Source organism: Haladaptatus sp. AB618, assembly GCF_024136965.1.
In the GTDB taxonomy this organism is placed as follows: Archaea; Halobacteriota; Halobacteria; order Halobacteriales; family Haladaptataceae; genus Haladaptatus.
This window is the reverse complement of record NZ_JAMYJX010000003.1, coordinates 421,504-444,102: the sequence shown is the minus strand read 5'-3', so window position 1 is coordinate 444,102 and position 22,599 is coordinate 421,504. Positions and strand designations below refer to the sequence as shown.

Here is a 22,599-nt window from a genome sequence, read left to right as displayed (position 1 = left end):
GTCGAAAGAGTGTTCGAACCGGATCGACCTCTCACCCGCAGTAAAGAAGGAAGATCAGACTCGTGCCAGCCAGCGTTCGGGGTGTTCGAGTTCGTCGTCGGTCGGGAGGTTGTCCGGTTTCTCCCAGACGCGAGTCGCGACCTCGACGCTCCGCGCCGAGACGACGTGTTCGAAGAAGGCCTTCCCACGCTCGTACTGTCGGCGTTTCATGCCGAGGCCGAGCATGCGACGCATGAGCTTCGAGAGCGGGTTCATTCCCTTCCGTCGGGCTTCGATCTTCTCGCGGAGGTCCTCGTACTCGTCGTCGAAGGCCTCGTCCATGAGGAGTTCGGCGTAGCCCTCGACGGCGGTCATGGCGGTGTCGAGTTGCTGGAACGCATCGCGGTCCACTTCCCCGTGGGCGAGGGCCTCGATGCCGGATTCCATCTCCGATTCGAGATAATCCGAGAGCCACGGTGCCGCGCCGAATTCGGCGGCGTGCGTGACCTCGTGGAAGGCGATCCAACGGCGGAAGCGGTCGGCATCGACTTCCAACTCCTCCGCGGTACGGGCGATGTTGGGATGGACGAAGTAAAGCGCGTGGTCGTCACCTTCGGCGAGTAGGAGCGGGTCGTACTGGCCGAGGACGTTGTTGCCGAGGAGGGAGAGCATGAACGTCATGGTTCCCGTGTTGACGACGCGAGCGATCCCGGGAAGCACGTCGGGGCCGTACTCTTCGATGGGTTCCATCACGCGTTCGAATGTGGCGATGTTCGCGTCGATCCAGTGGTGACGGTTCTGAATTTCGACGGTGCTCGGAACGTCGAAGGAGACGCCGGAGACTTCACGGACGCGGTTTCGGGCGTCGCGCACGTCGGTCGCATAGCCGTCCTGCTCCGCAGGTGAGAGGTCTATCGAGCCGGGGTCCGTCGCCGCCTTCGCCGCGTCGGCCACCGCCGTCCAATCGATGGGGCCGGTTCCGGATGCGCCGGTGACGGCACGGACGCTACGGTAAAGATTCACACCACTACGTTGTATTCGAGCCGACAAAATCCTTCTGTCCAGTCACTCCCGTCGGTGTCGAAGCCGTCGTGCGACCGCAGCGGCCACGACGAGAAAGAGGATTGGTGCCAGTTTCTCCGTTACCGACGAACCCTCGTCGTGCGCTTCATGTTTGCCGTGTTTTCCGTGTTTGTGTTTGCCGTGCTTTCCGTGTTTGTGTTTGCCGTGCTTTCCGTGTTCGTGCTTTTTCCATCCGAACATGCCCGACGATTCCGCCTCGCCCGTGTTGAGTGTGAAGTTCGGTTCGTGAAGGTGTAGTTCTAGAAACCCCATGCACCACTCCTCAACGTTCATCCCCTTATTGATTCTGGGTCAACATATTTTTTCATACATTACCTCGTGGTATTCGGGGGGTTGAAGACGGACCATCGCCCGTTCACGGATATGGACGAAAAGCAACGCGGGTTTTTGGATTCTCTGTTGACGACACCCAGTCCGTCCGGATTCGAGGTGGAAGGCCAACGCGTGTGGGTCGAGTACGTTTCCGAGTTCGCGGACGAGGTTCGAACCGACGGGTATGGCAACGCCGTCGCCGTCGTCGAAGGGGACGGACCGGAAATCGCGTTTGCGGGCCACGCCGACCAGATCGGTCTCATCGTCGCCGGAGTCGACGAGGACGGCTTCCTCCGTATCGACCGGATCGGTGGCACCGACCGAACCGTGACGAAGGGCCAACACGTCGAAGTGCACACTGCTAACGGCGTGGTCAACGGCGTCGTCGGCCAACGCGCGATCCACCTGCGCGACCCCGAAGACGACGAGTTCGAGGACATCGTGGAACAACACGTCGATATCGGTGCCGAGAGCGAAGCGGAGGCCGAGGAACTGGTCGATGTGGGCGACCCGATCACGTTCGAGGCGACCATCAAGGACCTGCGTGGGACGCGAGTCGCCGGGCCGGGAATCGACAACCGCGTCGGAACGTGGGTCGCCGCCGAGGCGCTCCGCCGGGCGGCCGAACGCGACGTGGACGCGACGGTGTACGCCGTGAGCACGGTTCAAGAGGAACTCGGATTGCAGGGCGCGAAGATGGTCGGGTTCGATCTGAATCCGGACGCCATCGTCGCCATCGACGTGACACACGCGATGGACAGCCCCGACGTCGATGGGGAAGAGCAGTTCTCCGACCTCACCATCGACCTCGGCGGCGGGCCGGTCGTCGCACGCGGGAGCGCCAACCACCCCGAAGTCGTCGCCGCAGTGCGCACGGCGGCCGAGGACGCCGAAATCCCCGTTCAACTGCAAGCCGCCGGGATCCACACGGGAACGGACGCGGACGCCTTCTTCACCGCCCGTGGCGGCACCCCGTCGCTCAACCTCGGACTCCCGAACCGCTATATGCACACGCCCGTCGAAGTCATCGACACGGACGATTTGGACGCGTCGGCCGACCTGCTGGCAGAATTTGCGGTAGGGGCGAGCGGTCGAGACGGATTTTCGGTCGATATCTGACCGCAACCACGCGATTTCCGTTCCGGTACGTTTATCAACACAAACACTGGGATTGTTGATATGAGCGGACGACCACTCGACGTTCTCGAAGCGTCGTTGAACTCGGCAGTGACAGTACAGCTGAAAGGTGGAGAGGAGTACACTGGTACGCTTACGGGCTACGACCAGCACATGAACCTCGTCATCGAAGACGAAGACACAACCATTATACGCGGCGATAACGTCGTTTCGATTACTCCATGACTGGTGCAGGAACTCCAAGCCAGGGCAAGAAGAACAAAACGACGCACGTGAAATGCCGCCGTTGCGGTGAGAAATCGTATCACGTGAGAAAAGGTGTTTGCTCGTCGTGCGGCTTCGGTAAATCGAGCAAACGACGCGACTACGAGTGGCAGAGTCGAGCCGGCGACAACTAATCGCCTGCTGTTGATTTTCTCCCTCTTAAACCTCTCACCGACGAGCCGGCGGCTTCGTCTCCCGAATCGGTATTCACGGATGTGCATATTTCTCGCCTGCGGGCTGGGAAATACGGCACGATAACGAGGGTTTTTACTACTGTCCCCCGCTACAGGTAGCCATGTCAAGTGGCCGGGATGGAGACCTCGGCGGACCGACCGAGAAATGTGGCGTCGTCGGCGCGTCACTCGCCGGTCGGGACGCTGCTCGCCCCCTCTACTACTCGCTGTACGCCCTCCAGCATCGCGGGCAGGAGTCGGCAGGCATCGTCACACACGACGGCTTCCAACAACACGACCACGTCTCGATGGGCCTCGTCGGGGACGCCTTCACCGAGGAGGACATCGACGATCTGAAGGGAAGCGCCGGAATCGGTCACGTTCGCTATCCGACCGCCGGAAGCGTGGACAAGAGCTGTGCACAACCCTTCACCGTCTCGTTCAAGAGCGGATCGCTCGCGCTCTCGCACAACGGCAACCTCGTCAACTCCGAAGAGATCCGCGACGAACTCGCGGGGAAGGGCCACGCCTTTACGTCCGACGGTGACACGGAAGTCATCGCCCACGACCTCGCGCGCAACCTCCTCGAAGAGGACCTCGTTCGGGCCGTCAAGCGAACGATGAACCGGATTCACGGCTCCTACTCGCTCGCCATCATGCACGACGAGACGGTGCTCGGCGTTCGCGACCCGGAAGGTAATCGACCACTCGTCATCGGCAAGGTCGATGACGGCTACGTCGTCGCCTCCGAATCGGCGGCCATCGACACCATCGACGGCGAACTCGTCCGCGACGTGCGTCCCGGCGAACTCGTGGTGCTACAGCCGAACGGTGAGGGCTACGACACCTACCAACTCGTCGAACCGGAAGGAACCGCCCACTGCTTTTTCGAACACGTCTACTTCGCCCGTCCGGACAGCATCATCGACGACAACCTCGTGTACGAGGTGCGCCGCGAATTGGGGCGAAAGCTCTGGGACGAAAGCGGCATCGAGAGCGACGTGGTGATGCCCGTTCCCGACTCCGGGCGCGCGTTCGCCTCCGGATACGCCGAGGCCGCACAGGAGGACGGGTCGGGCGTCGAGTTCGCGGAGGGACTGATGAAAAATCGCTATGTGGGCCGGACGTTCATCATGCCCACACAGGACGAACGCGAACGCGCGGTCCGTCTGAAACTCAACCCCATCAAATCGACCGTCGAGGGGCGCACCGTCACCATCATCGACGACAGCATCGTCCGCGGGACCACTTCGACCCAACTCATCCAACTGCTCAAGGACTGCGGGGCCGAGGAAGTCCACATGCGAATCGGCGCGCCGCCCATCGTCGCGCCCTGCTACATGGGCATCAACATGGCCACCCGGGAGGAACTCATCGCCTCCGACAAGTCCGTCGAGGAGATACGGGAGACCATCGCCGCCGACAGCCTCGCCTACCTCTCGAAGGAAGCCATCGCCGACGCGCTTTCGGTCTCGCAGACCGACCTCTGTCTCGGCTGTGTCACCGGAAGCTATCCCTACGACATCGACGACGAGGAGACCGACCGCGACGTGAAGCGACCTGTTATCGAGGGTGCGAGCGACTGACGCCGCTCTAACGATGTAGTACGTACTTTTACCGTTCCCGCCGTGTAATTCGCGAATCTATGCCGTCTTCATCCGGCAGAAACGACCATCCGTGTCGTGCGACACGTCCCGCCCGTAGTCGCCGCCGCCGCGGTTGGTTCGGTCACGGGAAGACGAACACCAAGGAGAAGGGTAATTTCGGACGCTTTCTGGACGATATCGTCTACGCGTTCGCGGACGTTTCCGTTCCGCTCGTCCCGTTCCTCTGGTTCGTGATGGTCTCCATTCCCAACCGATTTTTCGGAGTAAAAACGTCGGCGTTGGTCGCGTGGACAACGATGGTCGTCGAAGTGGCCCTGATTCGTGGCGGGTGGCTCTCTCCGTTGGGGACCGAAACACCGGGTTGGGTGTCGTTGACGCCCTCCCTGTTGCTCCTTCGCCTTCTCTACTTCAACACGGTCCTCGCCGTCGTGGCTTACGGGGGCGGTTCGGTGGCGAAGACGATGGGATTGCCACTGGTATCCATCGTGGTTTCCGTGGTGGTTGCGGGCATTGGCGTCGGGGTGTTTCCACGATTAGCCGAGTTGTACTGTGACCGCTTTTTCGTTTCCGGAGTTCGTCCAAACGCGTGACACGACGGCGTTATTCCTCGTGCAGCAACCGCTCGATCTCCGATTCTGTCAGGACATCGAACAGGTTCGCTCCGTTCTCGTACTCGCGCCACTGTCGTGGCGTGAGGGAGGGACCACCGCGCGCTTCGAGTCGCTCCGCGAGCAGTTCGTCCAAATCGTCCGGGTCGTATCCCGGTATTGGCATGAACGAGATGTACGGGTCGGGAGTGGATATATCGTGTGGCTAGTTCGGTTTCGTGTGGTACGTTCGGCGCTAAAACCCACGAATTCGAGGGAATCTTCGAATCAGTACACCACGTACAACAATCCGTAAACGACCACGCCCAACGCGAAGGAGGTGAGCCACAACGACGCCGCGATCCGTCCCACGCGGGGGTGATTGGTGTTCGGGAGTTCGCTCACGGGATGGGATAGCGCGAGCAACAGTACGTAGTAGAGCAGCGGGATACAGACCATAGCGAGAACCATGTGTATCGCCAGTATCGGCAGGTAGACGAACTGTTTGACGGCCTTCGGCCCGGGGAACTCGGTCGGTCCTTCGAGCGACACCCGGTACAGGTAGAGACCGAGGAAGGCGACGAACAGGACGAGGCCGGTCATCATCCCGGTCCGGTGGCGCAGGAGGTGACCCTGTTGAATCGCGTGCCACGCCGCGCTGATGATGGCGATGGCCGCCACGCTGATTGCGGCGTTGAGGTGAGGAATCGCGGCGAGAAACGAGTTCGGCGCGCGCGGAATGGCGTGTTCGGGGACGACACCCAGTACCGCACCGAACACCAGCGCGAGCGAGACGATGCTCAGGAGCGCGGTCAGCGTCGGGACGTTGTTTCGGACAGTCGTATTCACACGCGCGGATTGAACCTCCGTCTGCATACCAGTTACCACTGACAGCAGGCGTTCGCGTATTTCTCGAAAAATCGTCTTTCAGTTGCTCTTCTCTGCTGCGAAGCCGTATCTACGCCGAATAGTTGTCCCGGACGAACTCCGTATCGGCGTGTTCGCCGAACGTGAGGTTGCCGTTCGAGAAGTCACAGTCCTTGACAACCGCGACTTTCGGGCCTTTAATGTTGAGGCGGCCGTTAACCTCACAGCCGACGATACGGGTATACATCTCCGCAGAGCTACGATTATCGACCGGCTGGAGCGTGTAGTTCTGCGCGTCGAAGTAGCAGTTCTCGGCGACGAATCGCTCGCTATCCCTGACGAGAATCCCTCGCCGGTTGGTGCTGTCTTTCGTCGTCGTATATTTGCAATCCCGCATCGTGACGCGAGCGTTGGGCGACTCTACTTGGGATGTCCAACTGCTCCCCGCTTTCTTCTCGAAGACGCAGTTTTCCATGACGATTTCGCCATCGTATACGAGTTCGAAAACGTCCCCGGTACCGCTATCCTCGACGTTGAGGTTCGAGCATCGCATGAACGCATCGGCGTCGGTTCCGTTGCGGATGAGTCGATTACCGCCGTTGTTCCGCACGATGGTAATGTTCTCGTAGACCGTGTTTCCGAGCTCTCCCCAAATCGCCTGTGCGGCGGGGTTAAAGTCGCTCGATGACGGGACGTTCGTGTTCGATTTCGCCGCTTCGTCATCGATTTCTATCAAGCAGTCACGTGCCGAATGACCGTCACCGAGTCGAATCGAAGTGAGGCCGCAGTTCTTGACGTGGCAGTTTTTGACATACACCTGCCCCGGGTGTGCTTTGAGGTACAAGCCGTTGTTGAGGAAGTTCGCGAGGTAACAGCCGTCGAAGACGAGTGTTCCGACGTTTCGACCGCCGCCCGCCGCGACGCCGATGAACTGGCTGGTTCTCGATTTGCCCGAGCGATACTCCCCACCATCGGGGAGTCGGATGTTCACGCGGCCGTAGCCGTCGGAAGCGGTCATCCCGAAGATGTTGCTGTCGATGTTGCCGACCCCATCCTGGCGTTTTCCGACGACTTCGACGTTTTCAACGAGCATGTTCTTCTCGGCCAAACAGAAGAGTGGTCGACAACCGGAGTTCGTGATATCGATGGTCAGGTTTTCCAAACGCAGCGTCTCGCGCGTTTTCGTGTCATCAGTGTACCCGAACCCGAGGAGTGGTGTCGTGATGTTCCCCGTCGCTTTTAGAATCGCGTCCCCTTTCCCGACCAACCCGAAGTTCGTGAACTGGTCGTGATTAAACGGTCCATCCATCTTGTACTCCCCGTCGGGGAGTACGATGAGCGTGTTGTCGCCCGCATACTGGTCGAGAAGGCTGTTGATGGACGTACCGCCACTCGGGTCAGCACCCTTTTCGACCAAATCGACTACGTTCCATCCGGAGATAGAGAGGTTGTCCACGTCAAGTCCGTCCTCGATGGACGAATTGACGTTGATCGGTCCAGCACTGCCGCTGCCGTCCTCCTGTGCACGTAAGAAATACGTTCCGGCGCTTTTGTCCCACAATTGAACTGCACCGCTTCCACTGCCGGACGACATCCACGAAGAGTAGGCCGTATTACTGGCTGCTTTGATGTCGTTAACGTTCAGTATTTGATACCCGTTCATGTCGAGGTCGCCCGACTGCGCCGCGCTCGCCATCCCGGTACTTGCGATTCCGAGACCCGCTAGCCCCGTGAGTGCCATCATTCCACGGCGTGTGAATTTGCTGTCGCCCGACGCGTCCGTCCTTTCTTCTCTGCTGATTTTATCAGACATCAAATTATAATTTAGATAATAAATACTTTATTATTTTCCACATAATACAGAATTCAAAAATTTAGAGAAATATTAACGGCTATCTCTCAATGGATTCACGAGCAAGGGACGAACTGCCACGAATAGCTATCGCATCGAGAAGCGATCGACGCTATTTCACTATTTTGTACAGTCGGTCACAGTCACAGGCGGGGCAGCGTTCGCAGGGAAGGTTGAACGCGCGGGCGCACTCCGGGCAAACGTAGTCCACACGTGTATTTCTCAGCCGGGAGATGAAGCCAATCGACATCAATTCAGAATCGTTCGGACCAATAATTAGCGTATTGGACGTACTCTGTCACATCTATGCGAACCTATGCCGTTGCTGAGTAAAATGAAAGGCCTTTTATTAGCCCACCATCTACCATTGAGTGCAGACAGACACAGCGGGCGTGGGTAGCCAAGCTAGGCCAACGGCGCAGCGTTGAGGGCGCTGTCCCGTAGGGGTCCGCCGGTTCAAATCCGGTCCCACGCATCGCATGCGCGGCTTTGCCGCGAACACGTGAGGCGGTGTAACCGCCGAACACGATGCAGGTGATCTCCTTCGAGGACATCACCCACGCACAATTCCTACCGAAAACAACTTCTCACCAGCCTCGGCTGGTTAGTTTTCTCTCGAAGTATCGTCCGGTAGCACCGGCTAGCTCGATTTTCGAAACGGAAACTCCCAAAACGTAGCGATAGCCGTCAGAGTCCTTCGTGCGTGGTGATCCTGTCGCGCCACTCGGATGGGATGGGTCGCGGTTCCTCCCCGTTCTCGTCGAACACGACCTGCACGATTTCGGCGGTGGCGGCCGGTTCGCCCCCCGCGCGAATCTCCTGTTCCATCGTGACGCTGGTGGTTCCCATGTCCGTGACGCGCATGGCGACGGTCACGTCGTCCTCGGCCGTTATCGACCGGAGATAATCGATTTCGAGATGGGCGATGACGCCGGAGATGTCGGTGGGTGAGATGCCGAGAACGTCCTCGAAGTAATCGACTCGCGACTGTTCGAGGAACGTCACGTAGATGGCGTTGTTGACGTGTCCCATCGTGTCGAGGTCACGATAGCGTACTTCGATGTCCGTCGTGTAGCCGAACTCGTCCATACTCCTCGTAGCGCCAAGCGGGTAAACCGTCTGTCGATTCCGGCCGAACTATCACGTTTTTCGAAGGTTCCGCGATGTGACCCACCCCGCCGTGCCCGCCGAATCGACACACCAGAGCCAACCGTCCCACTCGATATCCCGCTCACTCACTTCGATTTCGTTGCCCTTCGAAACCGTGATCGGGTCGGGGAACTCGGACTCGTGTGCCTCGGTCACTCGATACGTCCCGCTCTCGTCGGAGTTCACGGCTCTATTGTCCACCGTCTCGACGTTGGTCGATGAACTCCTTGGTCCGACCGAGGAGGACGTACTCCGTCTCCTGTAACTCCGCGACGGAATTCGCCCCCGAAACGAACATCGCGGTCGTCAGTTCCGCGCGGAGGTCGCCGATCAGGTCGATAACCGCTTCGGACCCGCGGCCCGCCGGTTGGAGGAACGGTTTCGCCAGGCCGCCCGCTTGTGCGCCCAACGCGATCGCTTTGGCGATATCGAGCCCGGACCTGACGCCGCCACTGGCGACGACACAGGAGTGTGCGTCCGCGGCTTCGACGGTGCTGACGGCGGTCGGAATCCCCCAACTCCGGAACAGGTTCCCGATCTTTGCGTGACGGTCCGCACCGACCGCACTCGCTCGATACGCCTCGACGCCGGACCACGTCGTTCCGCCCTTGCCTGCAACGTCGAGGACGTCGGCACCGGCGTCGGTAAGCCGCTGTGCGGTTGCGTTCGAAATCCCGCTCCCCGTTTCCTTGACGATGACGGGGACGCTCAACTCGGACGCGACCGTTTCGACCTGCTTGAGGCAATCCCGCGCGTCGATATCGCCTTCCGGCTGTGCGGCTTCCTGCAGGAAGTTGAGGTGAATCGCCATCGCGTCGGCGTCGATCATCTCTACCGCCCGTTCGACGCCCTCGACCCCGTACTCCGCGAGCTGTGCCGCACCGATGTTGCCGTAGAGGAACGCATCGGGCGCGACGTCCCGAACGACGGTGAACGACTCCATGAGTGCTTCATCCTCGGGTTTCTCCAACCCTGCACGTTGACTTCCGACACCCATCGCGATCCCGGTCTCCCCCGCGGCCCGTGCCAACGCTCGATTGATCTTCGTCGTGTTCGGATGGCCGCCGGTCATGCTCTCGATGACGATGGGGGCGGCGAGTTCGTGACCACAGAACTCGATGGACGTGTCGATGTCGTCACGATGAATCTCGGGGAGCGCCTCGTGAATCAACTGCACGTCGGAAAACCCGCTGCCGGGCGTCTCGACGTCCTCTTCGAGTATAATCTCGATGTGATCGTCCTTTCGGTCGGACGTTTCTGGTTCCATGATGTACTCCTACGGAGAGACCCCCATCAAATACCTGATTCGGATTCTCGTGGGGGCGTTCCAAACTTACCACGGACCGTTTCGACCCGAAGTCAGGATATCCGATAATCGTTCTCGCATCGGCATCTATATATCCGATTTGATATTCGACATAAATATGTCCGAGAATTTCGATGAACGGTACCTCATTTGGACGATTATCGGCGTCGCAATCCTCACCTTCCTATACAGCATTTTCATCAATCAGCGGTTCTTCGCGTGGTTCCGTATCGTTTTCCCGCTCATCGGATTGTACCTATTCTGGCGATTCGTTCGCGCCGTCGAACGAATCGCCGCGTCGATGGAGCGATGAGTTTCAGTCCGACCGGACCATGACGTCTGTCGCCTTGACCACGGCGGTCAGTTCCATCCCCTCCTCGATTTCGAGGTTCTCGGCCGATTCGCGGGTGATGACGGCGGCGACTTCGTCGTCACCGACGTCCAGAATCACTTCCGCGGTCACGTCGCCCGTTTCCACTGCCACCACTTTCCCATCGAGTCGATTTCGTGCGCTGAGCATCTTCGATACCCCGGAACGACCACGACGAGGCCGTGGATAAGCGTTCGGGCGCACTTTGCTCCGGAAATCAAACGCGATATTGAAATGTAGTCCCTTCCTAACGGGGGTATGGCAAAATACTCGACCGGGAATTCGTCCGGAAACGGTAGCGGCGGTTCCTGTGAACTCTGCGGGAAAGCCTCCGACTCGCTGAGCGAGGCGAGCGTCGCAGGCGCGACCCTGCAGGTCTGCAAGGACTGTGCGAGCCACAACGACGCCGCGGAACCGAAGGAAAAGCGGGAAACTGGCGGAAATCAGCTGAGCGAGCAGGACCGCAAGCGTCGCGCCGCCCAGCGCACGGCGCGCATGGACGACGCCCGCAAGGGAGATGCACGCCACTGGGAAGAGGAGGGGACGAGCTACGACAGCGACCCGCTCCCGTATCTCGTCTCCGACTACGGCGACCGCGTCGTCGAGGCGCGACAGGAGGCCGGACTGCAGTCCGGTGAACTCGCGGACGAACTCGGAATCGATGAAGACGACCTGCTCGCAGTCGAACAGAGCCGAGCCAACCGCGCGAGCGTCGGCGGGTCGGTCATCGAGGCGCTGGAGGAACGCCTCGACCTGACGTTGTCGGAGTCGGCGTAGCGTTTTTGTCCGCCCGTTTCGCACGAACGGGTATGACTCACGCGCCAGCAGAGCCGTATCGAACGAGCTTCGAGGCGACCGTTTCGGACGTCGATGGCACCGATATCATCCTTTCGGAGACGTATTTTTACGCCGAAAGCGGCGGCCAACCGGCCGATAGGGGTACGCTCGACGGGATTCCGGTCGTGGACGTACAGAAACGACACGGCGAAGTGGTTCACAGCCTCGAAACGACGCCCGACTTCACCGAGGGGGACGAAATCAGCGGCCAGATCGACGAGGAGTTTCGCACCTACTGCATGCGCTCGCACACGGCGAGCCACGTCCTGTACGGTGCGGGTCGACGAATCTTGGACGATCTCGGCTACGGTGGCTTCGACATCGGCGAGGAGAAAATCCGCGTCGATTTCCAGACCTCGACGGACATCGGCGACGGGGTTCTCGCGGAACTCGAACGCCTGACGAACCGCGCGGTATGGGACTCGATACCCGTTTCGTGGGAGGAAGTCCCGAAGGAGGAAGCGCTGGAGCGGGAGGAAATCGCGTTCAACACCAAAACGGAAGAGGGCGTGCTGAGCGGTTCGAACACGGTTCGCGTGGTCGATATCGACGGCTGGGACGTGGCGGCCTGTGGCGGCACGCACGTCGAGAACACCCGCGAAATCGGCCCGGTGACGATCCTCGACCGGTCGAACCCCGGCGAGGGCATGACGCGCGTGGAGTTCTCCGTCGGCCCGCCAGCCATCCGTACGCGGACGGAGGAAAAACTGAGCGCGCTGGATGCCGCACGAATCGCGGGAACCGGCGTTCGGGATTTGCCCGACGAAATCGCCCGACTTACCGACGAAATCGATGCGCTCGAAGCCGAGTTGGCCGACGCGAAATCACAACTCGTCGGGGCAACCATCGCGGAACTCGCGGAGGAGACCGTCGTCCGGAACGGTCACGAGTGGCTGGTCGGAACCATCGACGGCGTCGGACCGAACGAACTGAGCGACAGGGTGCGGGAACTCGCGGGTGAGACGGCCGACGTGGTCGCGCTTGCCGGAAAAGACGGCTCCACGTTCATCGTCGTCGGTACTGCGGGAGAAGTCGATGCTGGCGACGTGGTGGACGACGTAACAGCCGAGTTCGGCGGCGGCGGTGGCGGCAGTCCGACGTTCGCACAGGGCGGCGGTCTATCGGCGGACCCGGACGAAGTCGTGGCGTATCTGCGGGAATAGAATTCTACACCACCCCCAACTTTCGAAGACGAACGTCAACTCCCCAGCAATCACATCGAAACCGCAGAACCATCCCGACAGTCACGTCCGCGAACGCCGTCGCTCTCCACGCGGCGTCCGAAAGAAAGTGTTCGAGTTGAAGTCGTCGCGTTTAGCCGAAGAGTTCGCCGAGGCCCTCGCCACCGGCGTCCTCGTCCTCGTCGTCTTCTTCTTCTTCTTCAGCGGCTTCCTCTTCTTCGGCTTCGTCAGCAGCGCCTTCGTCGTCGCCACCGGCAGGTGCAGCGGCACCACCAGCGGGGACGGCGGCGGCCTGTTCGACGGCCTCCTCGATGTCCACGTCTTCGAGTGCGGCGACGAGCGCCTTGACGCGGGACTCTTCGACGTCGACGCCAGCAGCGTCGAGCACGTCCGTGAGGTTGTCTTCGTTGATCTCTTCGCCCGATTCGTTCAGGATGAGTGCTGCGTAGATGTATTCCATGGTTAGTAATTATCCGAACATCGCGCCGAGACCTGCGCCTGCGTCTTCGTCGTCATCATCGTCGTCGTCATCGTCTTCAGGCTCGGCTTCAGTTGCTTCTTCGTCAGTCGATTCTTCTTCCTCGGCCGCGTCGCCCGTTGCAGGTGCTTCGACACCGCGAAGCTCCTCAGGCAGCGCGTCCTCGTCGTCGATTTGTGCGGCAAGTCCGCGCAGTTGTGCGTCCGCTTTGCTCACGAGGTCCGGCACGACGTCCGGGCTCTCGATTTCGGCCTGCAGGCCGAGGCTCTTGGCCTCGCCCGTGGCCTTCGAAATGAGCAGCGGTGCGGTCTGCTCGGTCGGGTACACGGCGTTGACCGAGAGGTTGCGGGCAAAGGCCGCAGCCGTCTCGATGTCCGTGCGGTACTCGTCCACGTCGATGGCGAGTTCGTCCGACTCGAACATGACGCCGTCCGAATAGACGGCGCGCAGGTCGAGACCGACCTCTTTCGGCTCCATGCCGAGTTCGGCGAGGACGTTCGCGAGTTCTTGCGAAACCTCGTCGCCTTCCTCCGCGACGAGGCTGTCCTCGGTCACGTGGATGGAGCCATCCATGATCCGTGCGGATGCTCCGGCTTGCTGGAGTTCGCCGACGAACGGTCCGGGGTCGACACCCGTGTCACCCTCGGGAATGAGGATGTCGTTCGGGGAGATCTCGCCGGCCGAGATCGGTGCCGGACTCTTCGAGGCTTCCAGTTCCTTGTACAGGCCGAACGGGTTGTCGTTCGTCCCGATGAGGCCGATCTGGCCGGAGATGTACTCCTCCAGGTCGTCGAACCCATCGCCGACGGCGTCGAGCGCGCGCTGCACCAGCGTGTTACGGCTGACGCGAAGTTCCGCGCTTCCGTGAAGACCGCGGCGCATGTTCTGGAGCTGTTTGCTCGGAATGCCGGTGATGTTGACGACGCCGACACTGTTGTAGTTCTCGACGAAATCCGTCAGCTCAGCGACTTCCTCGCGCTTCCACTCCGGAATGTGCTCTGTCTTGTGTTCGGCTTCTGCGGACATTTTAGGCAACCTCCACCGACGGTCCCATCGTCGTTTTCACGTAGATAGTATCGACGTTGAGCGGTCCTTTCTCCAGATTGGAGTGAAGACGCCGAACGATAACGTCGATGTTCTCGGAGATGTCATCGGCGGACATGTCTTCGGCGCCGACGAGCGTGTGGAACGTTCGTCGGTCACCGCTCCGAAGCTGGACGGTGTTTTTCATCCGGTTGACCGTTTCGACGACGTCGTCGTCGGGTTGCAACGGCGTCGGCATCTTACCGCGCGGACCGAGAACGGTACCGAGGTATCGACCGATGTCTTGCATCATCGACGCCTCGGCGATGAAGAAGTCCGTTTCGTCCGCGAGGTCTTTTGCCGCGTCGTTGTCATCGCCCAAGTCTTCCAGTTCGTCGCCCGAGAGAACGTCGTCCGCGACGTCCTCTGCGCGAAGGGCTGTCTCACCCTCCGCGAAGACGACAATCTTGGTATCTTGGCCGGTTCCGGACGGGAGTACGATACTCTCGTCGACACGATTCGACGGATCGTTTAAATCGAGGTCGCGCAAGTTGATTGCGAGGTCCACCGTTTCGCGGAAATTCCGCTCGGGTGAGTCCTCGAGTGCGCGAGAGACTGCTTGCTCTATCTCATTATTTGCCATCGTTCACCTCCGTAGTACGCAGGAATGCTCCTACGGGTCAGTGAAACAGGCCATGCCTGTCTCACCCGAATTTGACGCATGCGGAACTTAAACCCGTCGAACCATTTCGGCGAAATACCCCGCCGAGCCACCATTGGTTTGCGGTTTGGGCACGAATCACGTGCAGACAGCGATGACGACATCGACGCTTCTCACCGGCCTCGTGGCCATCACGCTCGCGTCCGTGCACCTCGGCGCCGGGCAGGTACGCGCGTTTCGAGGGATACCGCGAAACTACTGGCTCTCGATCGCTGGCGGGGCATCCGTCGCCTACGTCTTCGTCCACGTCCTCCCCGACCTCAAGGGCGGGACGATACTCGAATCGGTTCCGCTCCTCGCCGGATTCTTCGAGCGCCACGTCTTCCTCGTCGCGCTCGGCGGATTCGCGCTGTTCTACGGATTGGAACGACTCGCGGAGGAATCGGGATACGAGAATCGTTCTATCGATCCGAAAAGGACCACCCGACCGGGGACGACCATGAGCGTCTTCTGGATTCACGTCGGCGCGTTCACGACGTACAACGCGCTCATCGGCTACCTGCTCGTGCATCGGGAGCAACCGGGAATCATCAGCCTCCTGCTGTACGCGACGGCCATGGCGCTTCACTTCATCGTCAACGACTACGGCTTTCGGGACCACCACCGGGACACCTACGACCGGGTCGGCCGCTGGGTGCTCGCCGCCGCCGTCGTCGTTGGCTGGGGGATCGGTATCGCCACGCACGTGGACGAAGCCGTCGTGAACACCCTCTTTGCGTTCCTCGCCGGTGGCGTCATCCTCAACGTAATCAAAGAAGAACTCCCGGAAGAACGGCGCAGTCGCTTCTGGGCGTTCGCACTCGGTGCCGGTGGCTACTCCGCGATACTGCTGTGGATATGAAGAAGAATCCAGTTTACGCCGCGAGCGCGTCGTCGTACTCGCCGGCGTCCACTTTGGCTTTGAACTCGCGTGCGTTGTCGCCCTCGATGGTGACACCGAGCGAGGCACACGTTCCGACGACTTCCTTCGCCGCGTTCTTCGTGTCGTAGGCGAGGAGGTCGGGTTTCTTCTGTTCGGCGATCTTTTTCACTTGGTCGATGGAGAGGTCGGCGACGAAATCCTTCTGGGGTTCACCGCTGCCAGTATCGAATCCGGCCTCGTCCTTGACGAGCGCCGCCGTCGGCGGGACACCGATTTCGAGGCTGAAGCCGCCGTCGTCCTCGACGAAGACGGTGACCGGCACTTCCGTGCCGTCGAACGCAGCCGTCTGCTCGTTGATCTCGTTGACGACTTCCTGAACGTTGACCGCCGTCGGGCCGAGTTCCGGGCCGAGTGGTGGGCCGGGGTTGGCCTGTCCACCGGGGACGAGTACTTCTATCGTATCTACCATACGTATCCGAAATCTCGCCGGAGTTTTAAGGATTTCTTTTCGGGTGCTGGAGAACGGTGGGATCGGCTCTCCGCGGGTACGAACGGTTCCCTAGGTCTGCGGGAGGAAACGAACGGCGTCTGTAGCTCGTTTACGGCAGGCTGACGCCGTGCCGTCCCAAAAATCGACTCGCGTTCTTGATCTCGACCGGACTGCCGATGAGACGGAGCCACTCGTCGCATTCGCCGCTCGCCGAAACGATCGTCAGCATGAAGTTGTGTTCGAGTTCGCAGCGGATCCCATCGAGCGTGTCGCGGTGGAGGACGATTTGCGTGCTATCGCGGAGACGGGCAGGATCCGGCATTTGACTTCACATCATGTGACAGGCCGAAACGTATTAACGTGTCGAATTAAGGGACAAAATCCCGCTGACGAGAAGGAACAAGTTTTTCGGCAGTCACGGCTGACGTGTTCCTAATGGGACTGGAGGAGGAAATCGAAGCACTCCGCGAGGAAATCTCGGACACGCCGTACAACAAGTCCACCGAGAGCCACATCGGTCGGCTGAAGGCGAAACTCGCGGAGAAAAAGGAGAAGCTACAGAACCAGTCCTCCGCCGGTGGCGGAGAGGGATACGCCGTCGAGAAGACGGGTGACGCAACCGTCGCATTCGTCGGTTTCCCCAGCGTCGGCAAATCGACGCTGTTGAACTCGCTCACCGCCGCGGAGAGCGAAGTCGGTTCGTACGATTTCACCACTCTCAACGTAAACCCCGGAATGTTGCAGTACAACGGCGCGAACATCCAACTCCTCGACGTGCCCGGACTCATCGAAGGTGCCGCCCACGGCCGCGGCGGCGGGCAGGAAGTCCTCTCCGTGGTTCGTGCGGCCGACCTCGTCGTCTTCGTCCTCTCCGTCTTCGAAATAGATCAGTACGAACGTTTGCAGGAGGAGCTCTACGAGAACAAGATCCGATTGGACTCCACGCCGCCCAGCATCTCCATCGCCAAGAAGGGCCGCGGTGGCATCCGTGTCACGTCCAGTGCGGACCAGGACATTTCCGAGAACGTGATCAAGGAAGTCCTCCGCGAGCGCGGGTACGTCAACGCGAACGTCACCCTGCGCGAAAAGGTGGACATCGACCGCCTCATCGACGGCATCATGGACAACCGCGTTTACCTCCCGTCGATGGTGACCGTGAACAAGGTGGACCTCATCGAGCACGACTACGCCGAAAAAGTCCGCGGGGAACTCCGCGACCACGACATCGACCCGGACGAAGCCGTGTTCATCAGCGCCGAGAAGGAGAAGGGACTCGACGCGCTCCGCGAAAAGATTTGGGAAGAGCTCGGCCTCATGCGGATCTACATGGACAAACCCGGACGCGGCGTCGATTACGAGGAGCCGCTCGTCCTCCCGAAGGGCAGTACCATCGAGGATGCCTGCAACCACCTCGGCGGCGAGTTGGGTCAGCGATTCCGCTTCGCCCGCGTCAGCGGTCCGAGCGCCAAGCACGACGAACAGCAGGTCGGCGTGGAACACGAACTCGCGGACGAGGACGTGCTTCGGTTGATTCTCCGAAAATAGGGACGGCTCGGGCGTGTCTGCTTGGGGAGTTTTGTGATTACAGTTGCCCAGTGATTGGTTTCGAGAACTTCTGACCGTTCGCTACAAACGGGATTTGGCTCTGTCGTGACTGCGATTTCCGAGCGGCAACGAAACCACCGCACCACCGCACCACCACCGCACCGCCCGCAACGACCACGCACCTCTCCAGCCGATTCGCTCCAACGTGTTCAAAAATCTCCGATTTTTCTAAGCCATGATCGAGGTTGCTAACAGCACTGCTCCGGACAAATCATCTCGTGGGGTTAGCCGGAGACGAGATTCAGGCCGACGATTCCCACCACGATCACCCCGATAAACAGTATCCGCAGAACGTCGGCGGATTCGTCGAAGAGGGCGATACCGAGCGTCGCGGTTCCGACCGCTCCGATACCGGTCCAGACGGCGTAGGCGGTGCCGACGGGGAGCGTCTGGAGGGACTTCGCCAGCAAGGCCATGCTGACGACGAGGGCGACGACGGTGAAGACGGAGGGCCAGAGTTTCGAGAAGCCCTCGGAGTATTCGAGGCCGATGGCCCACGCGACTTCGAACAGTCCGGCGACGACGAGCAGCTTCCACGACATGATTCGGATTTCGGGACGGGCGGGAGCTATGTCTTGCGTTTCCCAGCCTGCCGAGACCCATGACTCTTTATGAATTCCTTCTGAACCGTTCACGGAATGAGTGCCGACGAGGTCGACCCGGAGGAGTTGGGGGAGGAAGTGGAACGACCGATGGTTCGGTTGTTCACCGAATACGGGGAGGATCACTACCATTGGTTCATCATCGGATTGGTGACGAGCCTGCTGTCGCGGTTGCTGTCGCTCGTGCCGCCGCTCGTGCTCGGCGTCGCTATCGATTCGGTGTTCGCCAAGTCGTTCAATAGCAATGCGTACTCGCTCTATTTCGTCCCTCAGTCGTGGATTCCGACGACGCAGATGGGCCAGTTCTGGTTCTCGGCCGAAATCATGGGCGTGGGGATGGTGCTCGCGGCGTTCTGTAACTTCGCACGGTCGTCAAGTCTGAACCTGTTCTCCCATCGCGTCAAACACGAAGTGCGGACCTCGACCTACCAGTGGATGCAACGGTTGGATATGACCTTCTTCGACGACCACAAGACGGGCGAGTTGATGAGCGTCCTGAACAACGACGCGAACCGCCTCGAACTGTTCCTCGACAATATGATGGGGAGCGCCGTCCAGTTGTTCGTCCTCATCGTCGGCATCGGCGCGATTCTCTTCCTGACCAGTCCACAACTCGCGCTCGTCACGATGGCCGTTATTCCCGTCGCGGCGCTGTTCACGTGGTGGTTCATGAAGCGGATCGAGAAGTTCTACTCGGGGGTTCGGTCGTCGGTCGGGAACCTGAACACGCGACTGGAGAACAACCTCGCCGGAATCGAGGTCATCAAAACCAGCGGAACGGAGTCGTTCGAGGACGAGCGCGTTCGGAAGGTCTCCTACGACTACTTCCGCCGGGATTGGCAGGCGCTCCGGATGAATTTCATTTATCGACCGGGAATGCAGTTGCTCACCTCAATCGCGTTCGCCGCGACGTTCGTCGTCGGGGGACTGTGGCTCCTCTCCGGCCCGCCGCTCGGCTTTTCGGGCGGTACTCTCCGCATTGGCGACCTCGTCACCTTTCTCATCCTCACCCAGCGCATGGTCGAACCGCTCACGCAGATGAGCGAGGTGGTGGACCGCTACGAGGACGCCAAGGCCTCCGCACGACGCATCTTTGGTCTGCTCTCCATCGAACCGGCCATCACGAGCGACCCGGACGCCGTGGCGCTGGATGCCGACTCCGTGGACGGCCGCGTCGAATACGACCACGTCGACTTCGCGTACGAGGACGACCACGAGGTCCTCTCGGACGTGACGTTCACCGCCGACCCCGGCGAGACGGTCGGCCTCGTCGGCCCGACCGGTGCCGGGAAGTCCACCATCTGCAAACTCCTCCCGCGCCTCTACGACGTGACGGGCGGCGCGATTCGGGTGGACGGCCACGACGTGCGGGAACTCACAGTCGAGAGCCTACGCGGGCACATCGGCTACGTCGGGCAGGACACCTTCCTCTTCGACGGCACCGTGGAGGAGAACATTTCGTATGGGGCGTTCGACGCGACCCGCGACGACATCGTGGCCGCCGCGAAGGCCGCCGAGGCACACGATTTTATCACCAACCTCCCGGACGGCTACGACACGCGGGTCGGCGAGCGCGGCCTGAAACTCTCGGGCGGTCAGCGCCAGCGCATCTCGATTGCTCGGACGATTCTGGCAGACCCCGAACTGCTCGTGTTGGACGAGGCGACGAGCGCGGTGGACACGGAGACGGAGATGCTCATCCAGCGCAGTCTCGACCGACTCACCGAGAACCGAACCACGTTCATCATCGCCCACCGCCTCTCGACGGTGAAGGGCGCGGACACCATCCTCTCCGTGGAGGAAGGGGAAATCGTGGAGCGCGGCACGCACGAAGAGTTGCTCGACAACGACGGACTGTACGCCAACCTCTGGCGCGTGCAGGCCGGGGAAATCGATGCGCTGTCTGAAGAATTTGTGTTGGAAGCCTCCCGGCGAGCGAGTGCGAGTCAAGTGAGTCGGGAATAGGTTGGGAGAGACGGGTTGGGTTGTTTTGTGATTGCAGGTGCGAAACGGTAGCATTGAAAGTCCATGCTCGCTACGTAACCGATTTTCTGGTTCTGTTGTGATTTCAGTAGCCGAGCGGCAATGAAGACCGCAACCGCCACCGCCCACACACCTCCCCAGCCGATTCCTTTCGTCGCTGTCGCTCCCTTCGTCATCTCTCGCACGGTATCGGCAGCGACCTTCGGACGACCGCTGGTTCACGGTTTCACCGGACTCCGTCCGGTTGACCGCCAAGCAACGCTTGGCAATTTCGCCGGACTTCGTCCGGCTGACTGCCGAGCGTTGCTCGGCAATTACACTGTTCACCCAGAGGTTTCTTCGAAACCTCACTGTCCTCAGGACCGCTGCCAGCGCGCGCCACTCGGAAGGACAGGCTGGGCGCTATCGATCAACCGCACGGCGCGCGCGCGCCAGCAGTCCCGAAGCCAGCGGTCGGCTGAGGGCCTGCCTGGCGTTCCGTGCGAGGGATGAGTGAGGGAGCGCCAGCGACCGAGCAAATCGGTTGGGGAGGGTGTGGCTGTCGTGGTGCGGGGTTGTTCGGGTGGGATGAAAGGGGCCGGCCGTTCGCGCTTCTGTAGTCGTCTGCACGAGCCACTATCCGCACGGGCGTTGCTGAGCGTGCGGATATCTCGTGCAGCGGTCACGCGAGCGACGAAGGAGCGAGGGTGACCACGGAAGACGCAGCCCGCGAACGCAGGGAGCCGGAACGTCTTCAGACAACCGCGAACGGACGGGGGCTTTCCGAACCTTCTTCGTTGCTCCTGAGTTGGAGTCGTTTCGTACCGAACGAACAGATGTTTCTGAACTTTCATCGCAACGACTGCAACGAAACTCACGCAACCATCGAACCAGTGACTTTTTTCGGGGTACCCAACCCAGTAGCGAGTAATGCTGACCGGAGTCAACGTGGCGTTGGGGGTGACCGGAAGTATCGCGGCGGTGAAAGTGGTCGAACTGGCACACGAACTGCGCAGGCGCGGCGCGAACGTCCGGGCCGTGATGTCACCGAGCGCGAAGGGCATCATCAACCCGTGGGCCGTCGAGTTCGCCACAGACAACCCGGTCGTCACCGAGATAACGGGCAAAGTCGAACACGTCGAACTCTGTGGCCGTGAAGGGTGGGCCGACGTGTTCCTCGTCGCGCCCGCGACGGCGAACACCGTCGGGAAAATTGCCGGGGCCATCGACGACACGCCCGTCACGACGTGCGCGACCACGGCGCTCGGCGCGGACGTGCCCGTCGTCATCGCGCCCGCCATGCACGAACCCATGTACGATCACCCCGGCGTCCTCGATGCCATCGACCGCGTCGAATCGTGGGGCGTCGAGTTCGTCGACCCGAGAATCGAGGAAGGGAAGGCGAAGATCGCCACCGAGGACGCCATCGCGCTCGACGTCGCCCGCGCGACCACCCCCGATCTGTTCGACGGAAAGCGCGTCGTGATCACCAGCGGCGCGACCAGCGAGGCCATCGACCCCGTCCGAATCATCACGAGTCGCTCCTCCGGAAAGACGGGGCGGGCGGTCGCCCGCGCCTGCTACGTCTACGGTGCTTCCGTCACGCTGATTCACGACGGACCGACAGTCCCCTACGCCACCGTCGAGCAGGTCGAGACCAGCGCCGAGATGCTCGACGCCGTCCGCCAACACATCGAAGGACTCCCGGCCGACGTCCTCGTCTCCGTCGCTGCCATCAGCGACTACACCGCCGACGACGAGGACGAAAAGATTCGGTCGGGACGGGAACTCACCCTCGACTTGCATCCCACTCCTAAACTCATCGACACGGTTCGGGACGAACATCCCGACCTCCCCATCGTCGGGTTCAAGGCCGAAACGAGCGGCGACGACGACACGATGGTCGCCGCCGCCCGTGAAACCTTGGAACGGGTCGACCTCTCGTTCGTCGTCGCGAACGACGCGAGCGTCATGGGGAAGGAGGAAACGAGGACGCTGTTCGTCCGGCCGAACAGCGTCCGGGAGTACAGCGGGAGCAAGGACGAACTTGGACTCACCGTCGCCGAAGAACTCGCGGGCGAACTTGCAGGCGAGTAATCTCGGTGTTTACGAATTGCGGTCGGTTTTCGTGTGCTATTGTTCAGTCGGAAAC

27 protein-coding genes and 1 tRNA gene are annotated in these 22,599 nt (G+C 60.7%); 13 read left to right on the top strand and 15 right to left on the bottom strand.

The window, feature by feature from the left end:
* Positions 1 to 54: 54 nt before the first annotated feature.
* Together NKF26_RS12760 and NKF26_RS12755 are read right to left on the bottom strand one after the other, a co-directional pair.
* The gene (locus NKF26_RS12760) at positions 55 to 1,002 is read right to left on the bottom strand and encodes a zinc-dependent metalloprotease (RefSeq protein WP_253228480.1); all 948 of its coding nucleotides are present in this window, start codon (positions 1,000 to 1,002) and stop codon (positions 55 to 57) included.
* A gap of 42 nt (positions 1,003 to 1,044) precedes the next feature.
* Positions 1,045 to 1,314, bottom strand: a complete 270-nt coding sequence (locus tag NKF26_RS12755) for a hypothetical protein (RefSeq protein ID WP_253228479.1) — start codon at positions 1,312 to 1,314, stop codon at positions 1,045 to 1,047.
* Between the two features lie 111 nt (positions 1,315 to 1,425).
* Between NKF26_RS12755 and NKF26_RS12750 the strand changes: the two genes are divergently transcribed.
* From NKF26_RS12750 to NKF26_RS12730, 5 genes are all read left to right on the top strand, one after another.
* Positions 1,426 to 2,493, top strand: coding sequence for a M20/M25/M40 family metallo-hydrolase (locus tag NKF26_RS12750; RefSeq protein WP_253228478.1), 1,068 nt, complete (start codon positions 1,426 to 1,428; stop codon positions 2,491 to 2,493).
* 60 nt (positions 2,494 to 2,553) lie between these two features.
* Positions 2,554 to 2,736 carry an LSM domain-containing protein gene (locus NKF26_RS12745; protein WP_007977665.1) on the top strand — a complete coding sequence of 61 codons (183 nt, stop codon included), beginning with the start codon at positions 2,554 to 2,556 and terminating at the stop codon, positions 2,734 to 2,736.
* The gene (locus tag NKF26_RS12740; protein WP_082837985.1) at positions 2,733 to 2,909 is read left to right on the top strand and encodes a 50S ribosomal protein L37e; all 177 of its coding nucleotides are present in this window, start codon (positions 2,733 to 2,735) and stop codon (positions 2,907 to 2,909) included. The genes NKF26_RS12745 and NKF26_RS12740 overlap by 4 nt, the downstream gene beginning before the upstream one ends.
* A 161-nt stretch (positions 2,910 to 3,070) precedes the next feature.
* Positions 3,071 to 4,534 (top strand): amidophosphoribosyltransferase, encoded by a 1,464-nt coding sequence (gene purF, locus NKF26_RS12735; protein ID WP_253228477.1) that lies wholly within the window; start codon positions 3,071 to 3,073, stop codon positions 4,532 to 4,534.
* 59 nt (positions 4,535 to 4,593) lie between these two features.
* Entirely contained in the window at positions 4,594 to 5,145 is a 552-nt protein-coding gene (locus tag NKF26_RS12730; protein WP_253228476.1) for a hypothetical protein, read from the top strand.
* Positions 5,146 to 5,155: 10 nt separating this feature from the next.
* On the opposite strand, the gene NKF26_RS12725 is transcribed toward NKF26_RS12730, so the two are convergent.
* From NKF26_RS12725 to NKF26_RS12715, 3 genes are all read right to left on the bottom strand, one after another.
* Positions 5,156 to 5,329, bottom strand: coding sequence for a hypothetical protein (locus NKF26_RS12725; RefSeq protein WP_253228475.1), 174 nt, complete (start codon positions 5,327 to 5,329; stop codon positions 5,156 to 5,158).
* Between the two features lie 101 nt (positions 5,330 to 5,430).
* Positions 5,431 to 6,018, bottom strand: coding sequence for a DUF420 domain-containing protein (locus NKF26_RS12720; protein ID WP_253228474.1), 588 nt, complete (start codon positions 6,016 to 6,018; stop codon positions 5,431 to 5,433).
* Between the two features lie 82 nt (positions 6,019 to 6,100).
* A complete protein-coding gene (locus NKF26_RS12715) occupies positions 6,101 to 7,822 on the bottom strand; it encodes a hypothetical protein (RefSeq protein WP_253228473.1) in 1,722 nt (573 codons plus the stop codon).
* Between the two features lie 429 nt (positions 7,823 to 8,251).
* Between NKF26_RS12715 and NKF26_RS12710 the strand changes: the two genes are divergently transcribed.
* Positions 8,252 to 8,336 (top strand) — tRNA-Leu (locus tag NKF26_RS12710).
* Positions 8,337 to 8,548: 212 nt separating this feature from the next.
* Here NKF26_RS12710 and NKF26_RS12705 read toward each other — a convergent pair.
* From NKF26_RS12705 to fni, 3 genes are read right to left on the bottom strand one after another with little or no spacing between them, the layout of a single operon-like run.
* The gene (locus tag NKF26_RS12705) at positions 8,549 to 8,950 is read right to left on the bottom strand and encodes a thioesterase family protein (RefSeq protein WP_253228472.1); all 402 of its coding nucleotides are present in this window, start codon (positions 8,948 to 8,950) and stop codon (positions 8,549 to 8,551) included.
* A 51-nt stretch (positions 8,951 to 9,001) separates the two neighbouring features.
* Positions 9,002 to 9,196 (bottom strand): SH3 domain-containing protein, encoded by a 195-nt coding sequence (locus NKF26_RS12700; protein WP_253228471.1) that lies wholly within the window; start codon positions 9,194 to 9,196, stop codon positions 9,002 to 9,004.
* Positions 9,197 to 9,200: 4 nt separating this feature from the next.
* Positions 9,201 to 10,277, bottom strand: coding sequence for a type 2 isopentenyl-diphosphate Delta-isomerase (gene fni / locus NKF26_RS12695; protein ID WP_253228470.1), 1,077 nt, complete (start codon positions 10,275 to 10,277; stop codon positions 9,201 to 9,203).
* Positions 10,278 to 10,434: 157 nt separating this feature from the next.
* Here fni and NKF26_RS12690 point away from each other — a divergent pair, with 157 nt between their 5' ends.
* Positions 10,435 to 10,629, top strand: a complete 195-nt coding sequence (locus tag NKF26_RS12690) for a hypothetical protein (protein WP_253228469.1) — start codon at positions 10,435 to 10,437, stop codon at positions 10,627 to 10,629.
* 3 nt (positions 10,630 to 10,632) lie between these two features.
* On the opposite strand, the gene NKF26_RS12685 is transcribed toward NKF26_RS12690, so the two are convergent.
* A complete protein-coding gene (locus NKF26_RS12685; protein ID WP_253228468.1) occupies positions 10,633 to 10,836 on the bottom strand; it encodes a molybdopterin-binding protein in 204 nt (67 codons plus the stop codon).
* A gap of 108 nt (positions 10,837 to 10,944) precedes the next feature.
* On the opposite strand from NKF26_RS12685, the gene NKF26_RS12680 reads away from it, so the two are divergent.
* Positions 10,945 to 11,463: a multiprotein-bridging factor 1 family protein gene (locus NKF26_RS12680; protein WP_253228467.1), complete on the top strand. Its 519-nt coding sequence runs from the start codon at positions 10,945 to 10,947 to the stop codon at positions 11,461 to 11,463.
* Positions 11,464 to 11,495: 32 nt separating this feature from the next.
* Positions 11,496 to 12,686, top strand: a complete 1,191-nt coding sequence (locus NKF26_RS12675) for a DHHA1 domain-containing protein (RefSeq protein WP_253228466.1) — start codon at positions 11,496 to 11,498, stop codon at positions 12,684 to 12,686.
* Positions 12,687 to 12,837: 151 nt separating this feature from the next.
* Here NKF26_RS12675 and rpl12p read toward each other — a convergent pair whose 3' ends face one another.
* From rpl12p to NKF26_RS12660, 3 genes are read right to left on the bottom strand one after another with little or no spacing between them, the layout of a single operon-like run.
* Positions 12,838 to 13,164 (bottom strand): 50S ribosomal protein P1, encoded by a 327-nt coding sequence (gene rpl12p / locus NKF26_RS12670; RefSeq protein WP_253228465.1) that lies wholly within the window; start codon positions 13,162 to 13,164, stop codon positions 12,838 to 12,840.
* Between the two features lie 9 nt (positions 13,165 to 13,173).
* Positions 13,174 to 14,208, bottom strand: a complete 1,035-nt coding sequence (locus NKF26_RS12665) for a 50S ribosomal protein L10 (protein WP_253228464.1) — start codon at positions 14,206 to 14,208, stop codon at positions 13,174 to 13,176.
* A 1-nt stretch (position 14,209) separates the two neighbouring features.
* Positions 14,210 to 14,848: a 50S ribosomal protein L1 gene (locus NKF26_RS12660; protein WP_253228463.1), complete on the bottom strand. Its 639-nt coding sequence runs from the start codon at positions 14,846 to 14,848 to the stop codon at positions 14,210 to 14,212.
* 172 nt (positions 14,849 to 15,020) lie between these two features.
* On the opposite strand from NKF26_RS12660, the gene NKF26_RS12655 reads away from it, so the two are divergent.
* Complete coding sequence (locus tag NKF26_RS12655; RefSeq protein WP_253228462.1) at positions 15,021 to 15,767, top strand: hypothetical protein; 747 nt, start codon at positions 15,021 to 15,023, stop codon at positions 15,765 to 15,767.
* A gap of 13 nt (positions 15,768 to 15,780) precedes the next feature.
* On the opposite strand, the gene NKF26_RS12650 is transcribed toward NKF26_RS12655, so the two are convergent.
* Positions 15,781 to 16,257: a 50S ribosomal protein L11 gene (locus tag NKF26_RS12650; RefSeq protein ID WP_253228461.1), complete on the bottom strand. Its 477-nt coding sequence runs from the start codon at positions 16,255 to 16,257 to the stop codon at positions 15,781 to 15,783.
* 130 nt (positions 16,258 to 16,387) lie between these two features.
* Positions 16,388 to 16,600, bottom strand: a complete 213-nt coding sequence (locus NKF26_RS12645; RefSeq protein WP_253228460.1) for a hypothetical protein — start codon at positions 16,598 to 16,600, stop codon at positions 16,388 to 16,390.
* 113 nt (positions 16,601 to 16,713) lie between these two features.
* Here NKF26_RS12645 and NKF26_RS12640 point away from each other — a divergent pair, with 113 nt between their 5' ends.
* Positions 16,714 to 17,823: a GTP-binding protein gene (locus NKF26_RS12640; RefSeq protein WP_253228459.1), complete on the top strand. Its 1,110-nt coding sequence runs from the start codon at positions 16,714 to 16,716 to the stop codon at positions 17,821 to 17,823.
* Between the two features lie 284 nt (positions 17,824 to 18,107).
* On the opposite strand, the gene sugE is transcribed toward NKF26_RS12640, so the two are convergent.
* Positions 18,108 to 18,425: a quaternary ammonium compound efflux SMR transporter SugE gene (gene sugE / locus NKF26_RS12635; RefSeq protein WP_253228458.1), complete on the bottom strand. Its 318-nt coding sequence runs from the start codon at positions 18,423 to 18,425 to the stop codon at positions 18,108 to 18,110.
* Between the two features lie 96 nt (positions 18,426 to 18,521).
* Here sugE and NKF26_RS12630 point away from each other — a divergent pair, with 96 nt between their 5' ends.
* Entirely contained in the window at positions 18,522 to 20,450 is a 1,929-nt protein-coding gene (locus NKF26_RS12630) for an ABC transporter ATP-binding protein (protein ID WP_253234397.1), read from the top strand.
* A gap of 927 nt (positions 20,451 to 21,377) precedes the next feature.
* The gene (coaBC, locus tag NKF26_RS12625; RefSeq protein WP_253228995.1) at positions 21,378 to 22,544 is read left to right on the top strand and encodes a bifunctional phosphopantothenoylcysteine decarboxylase/phosphopantothenate--cysteine ligase CoaBC; all 1,167 of its coding nucleotides are present in this window, start codon (positions 21,378 to 21,380) and stop codon (positions 22,542 to 22,544) included.
* Positions 22,545 to 22,599 lie beyond the last annotated feature (55 nt).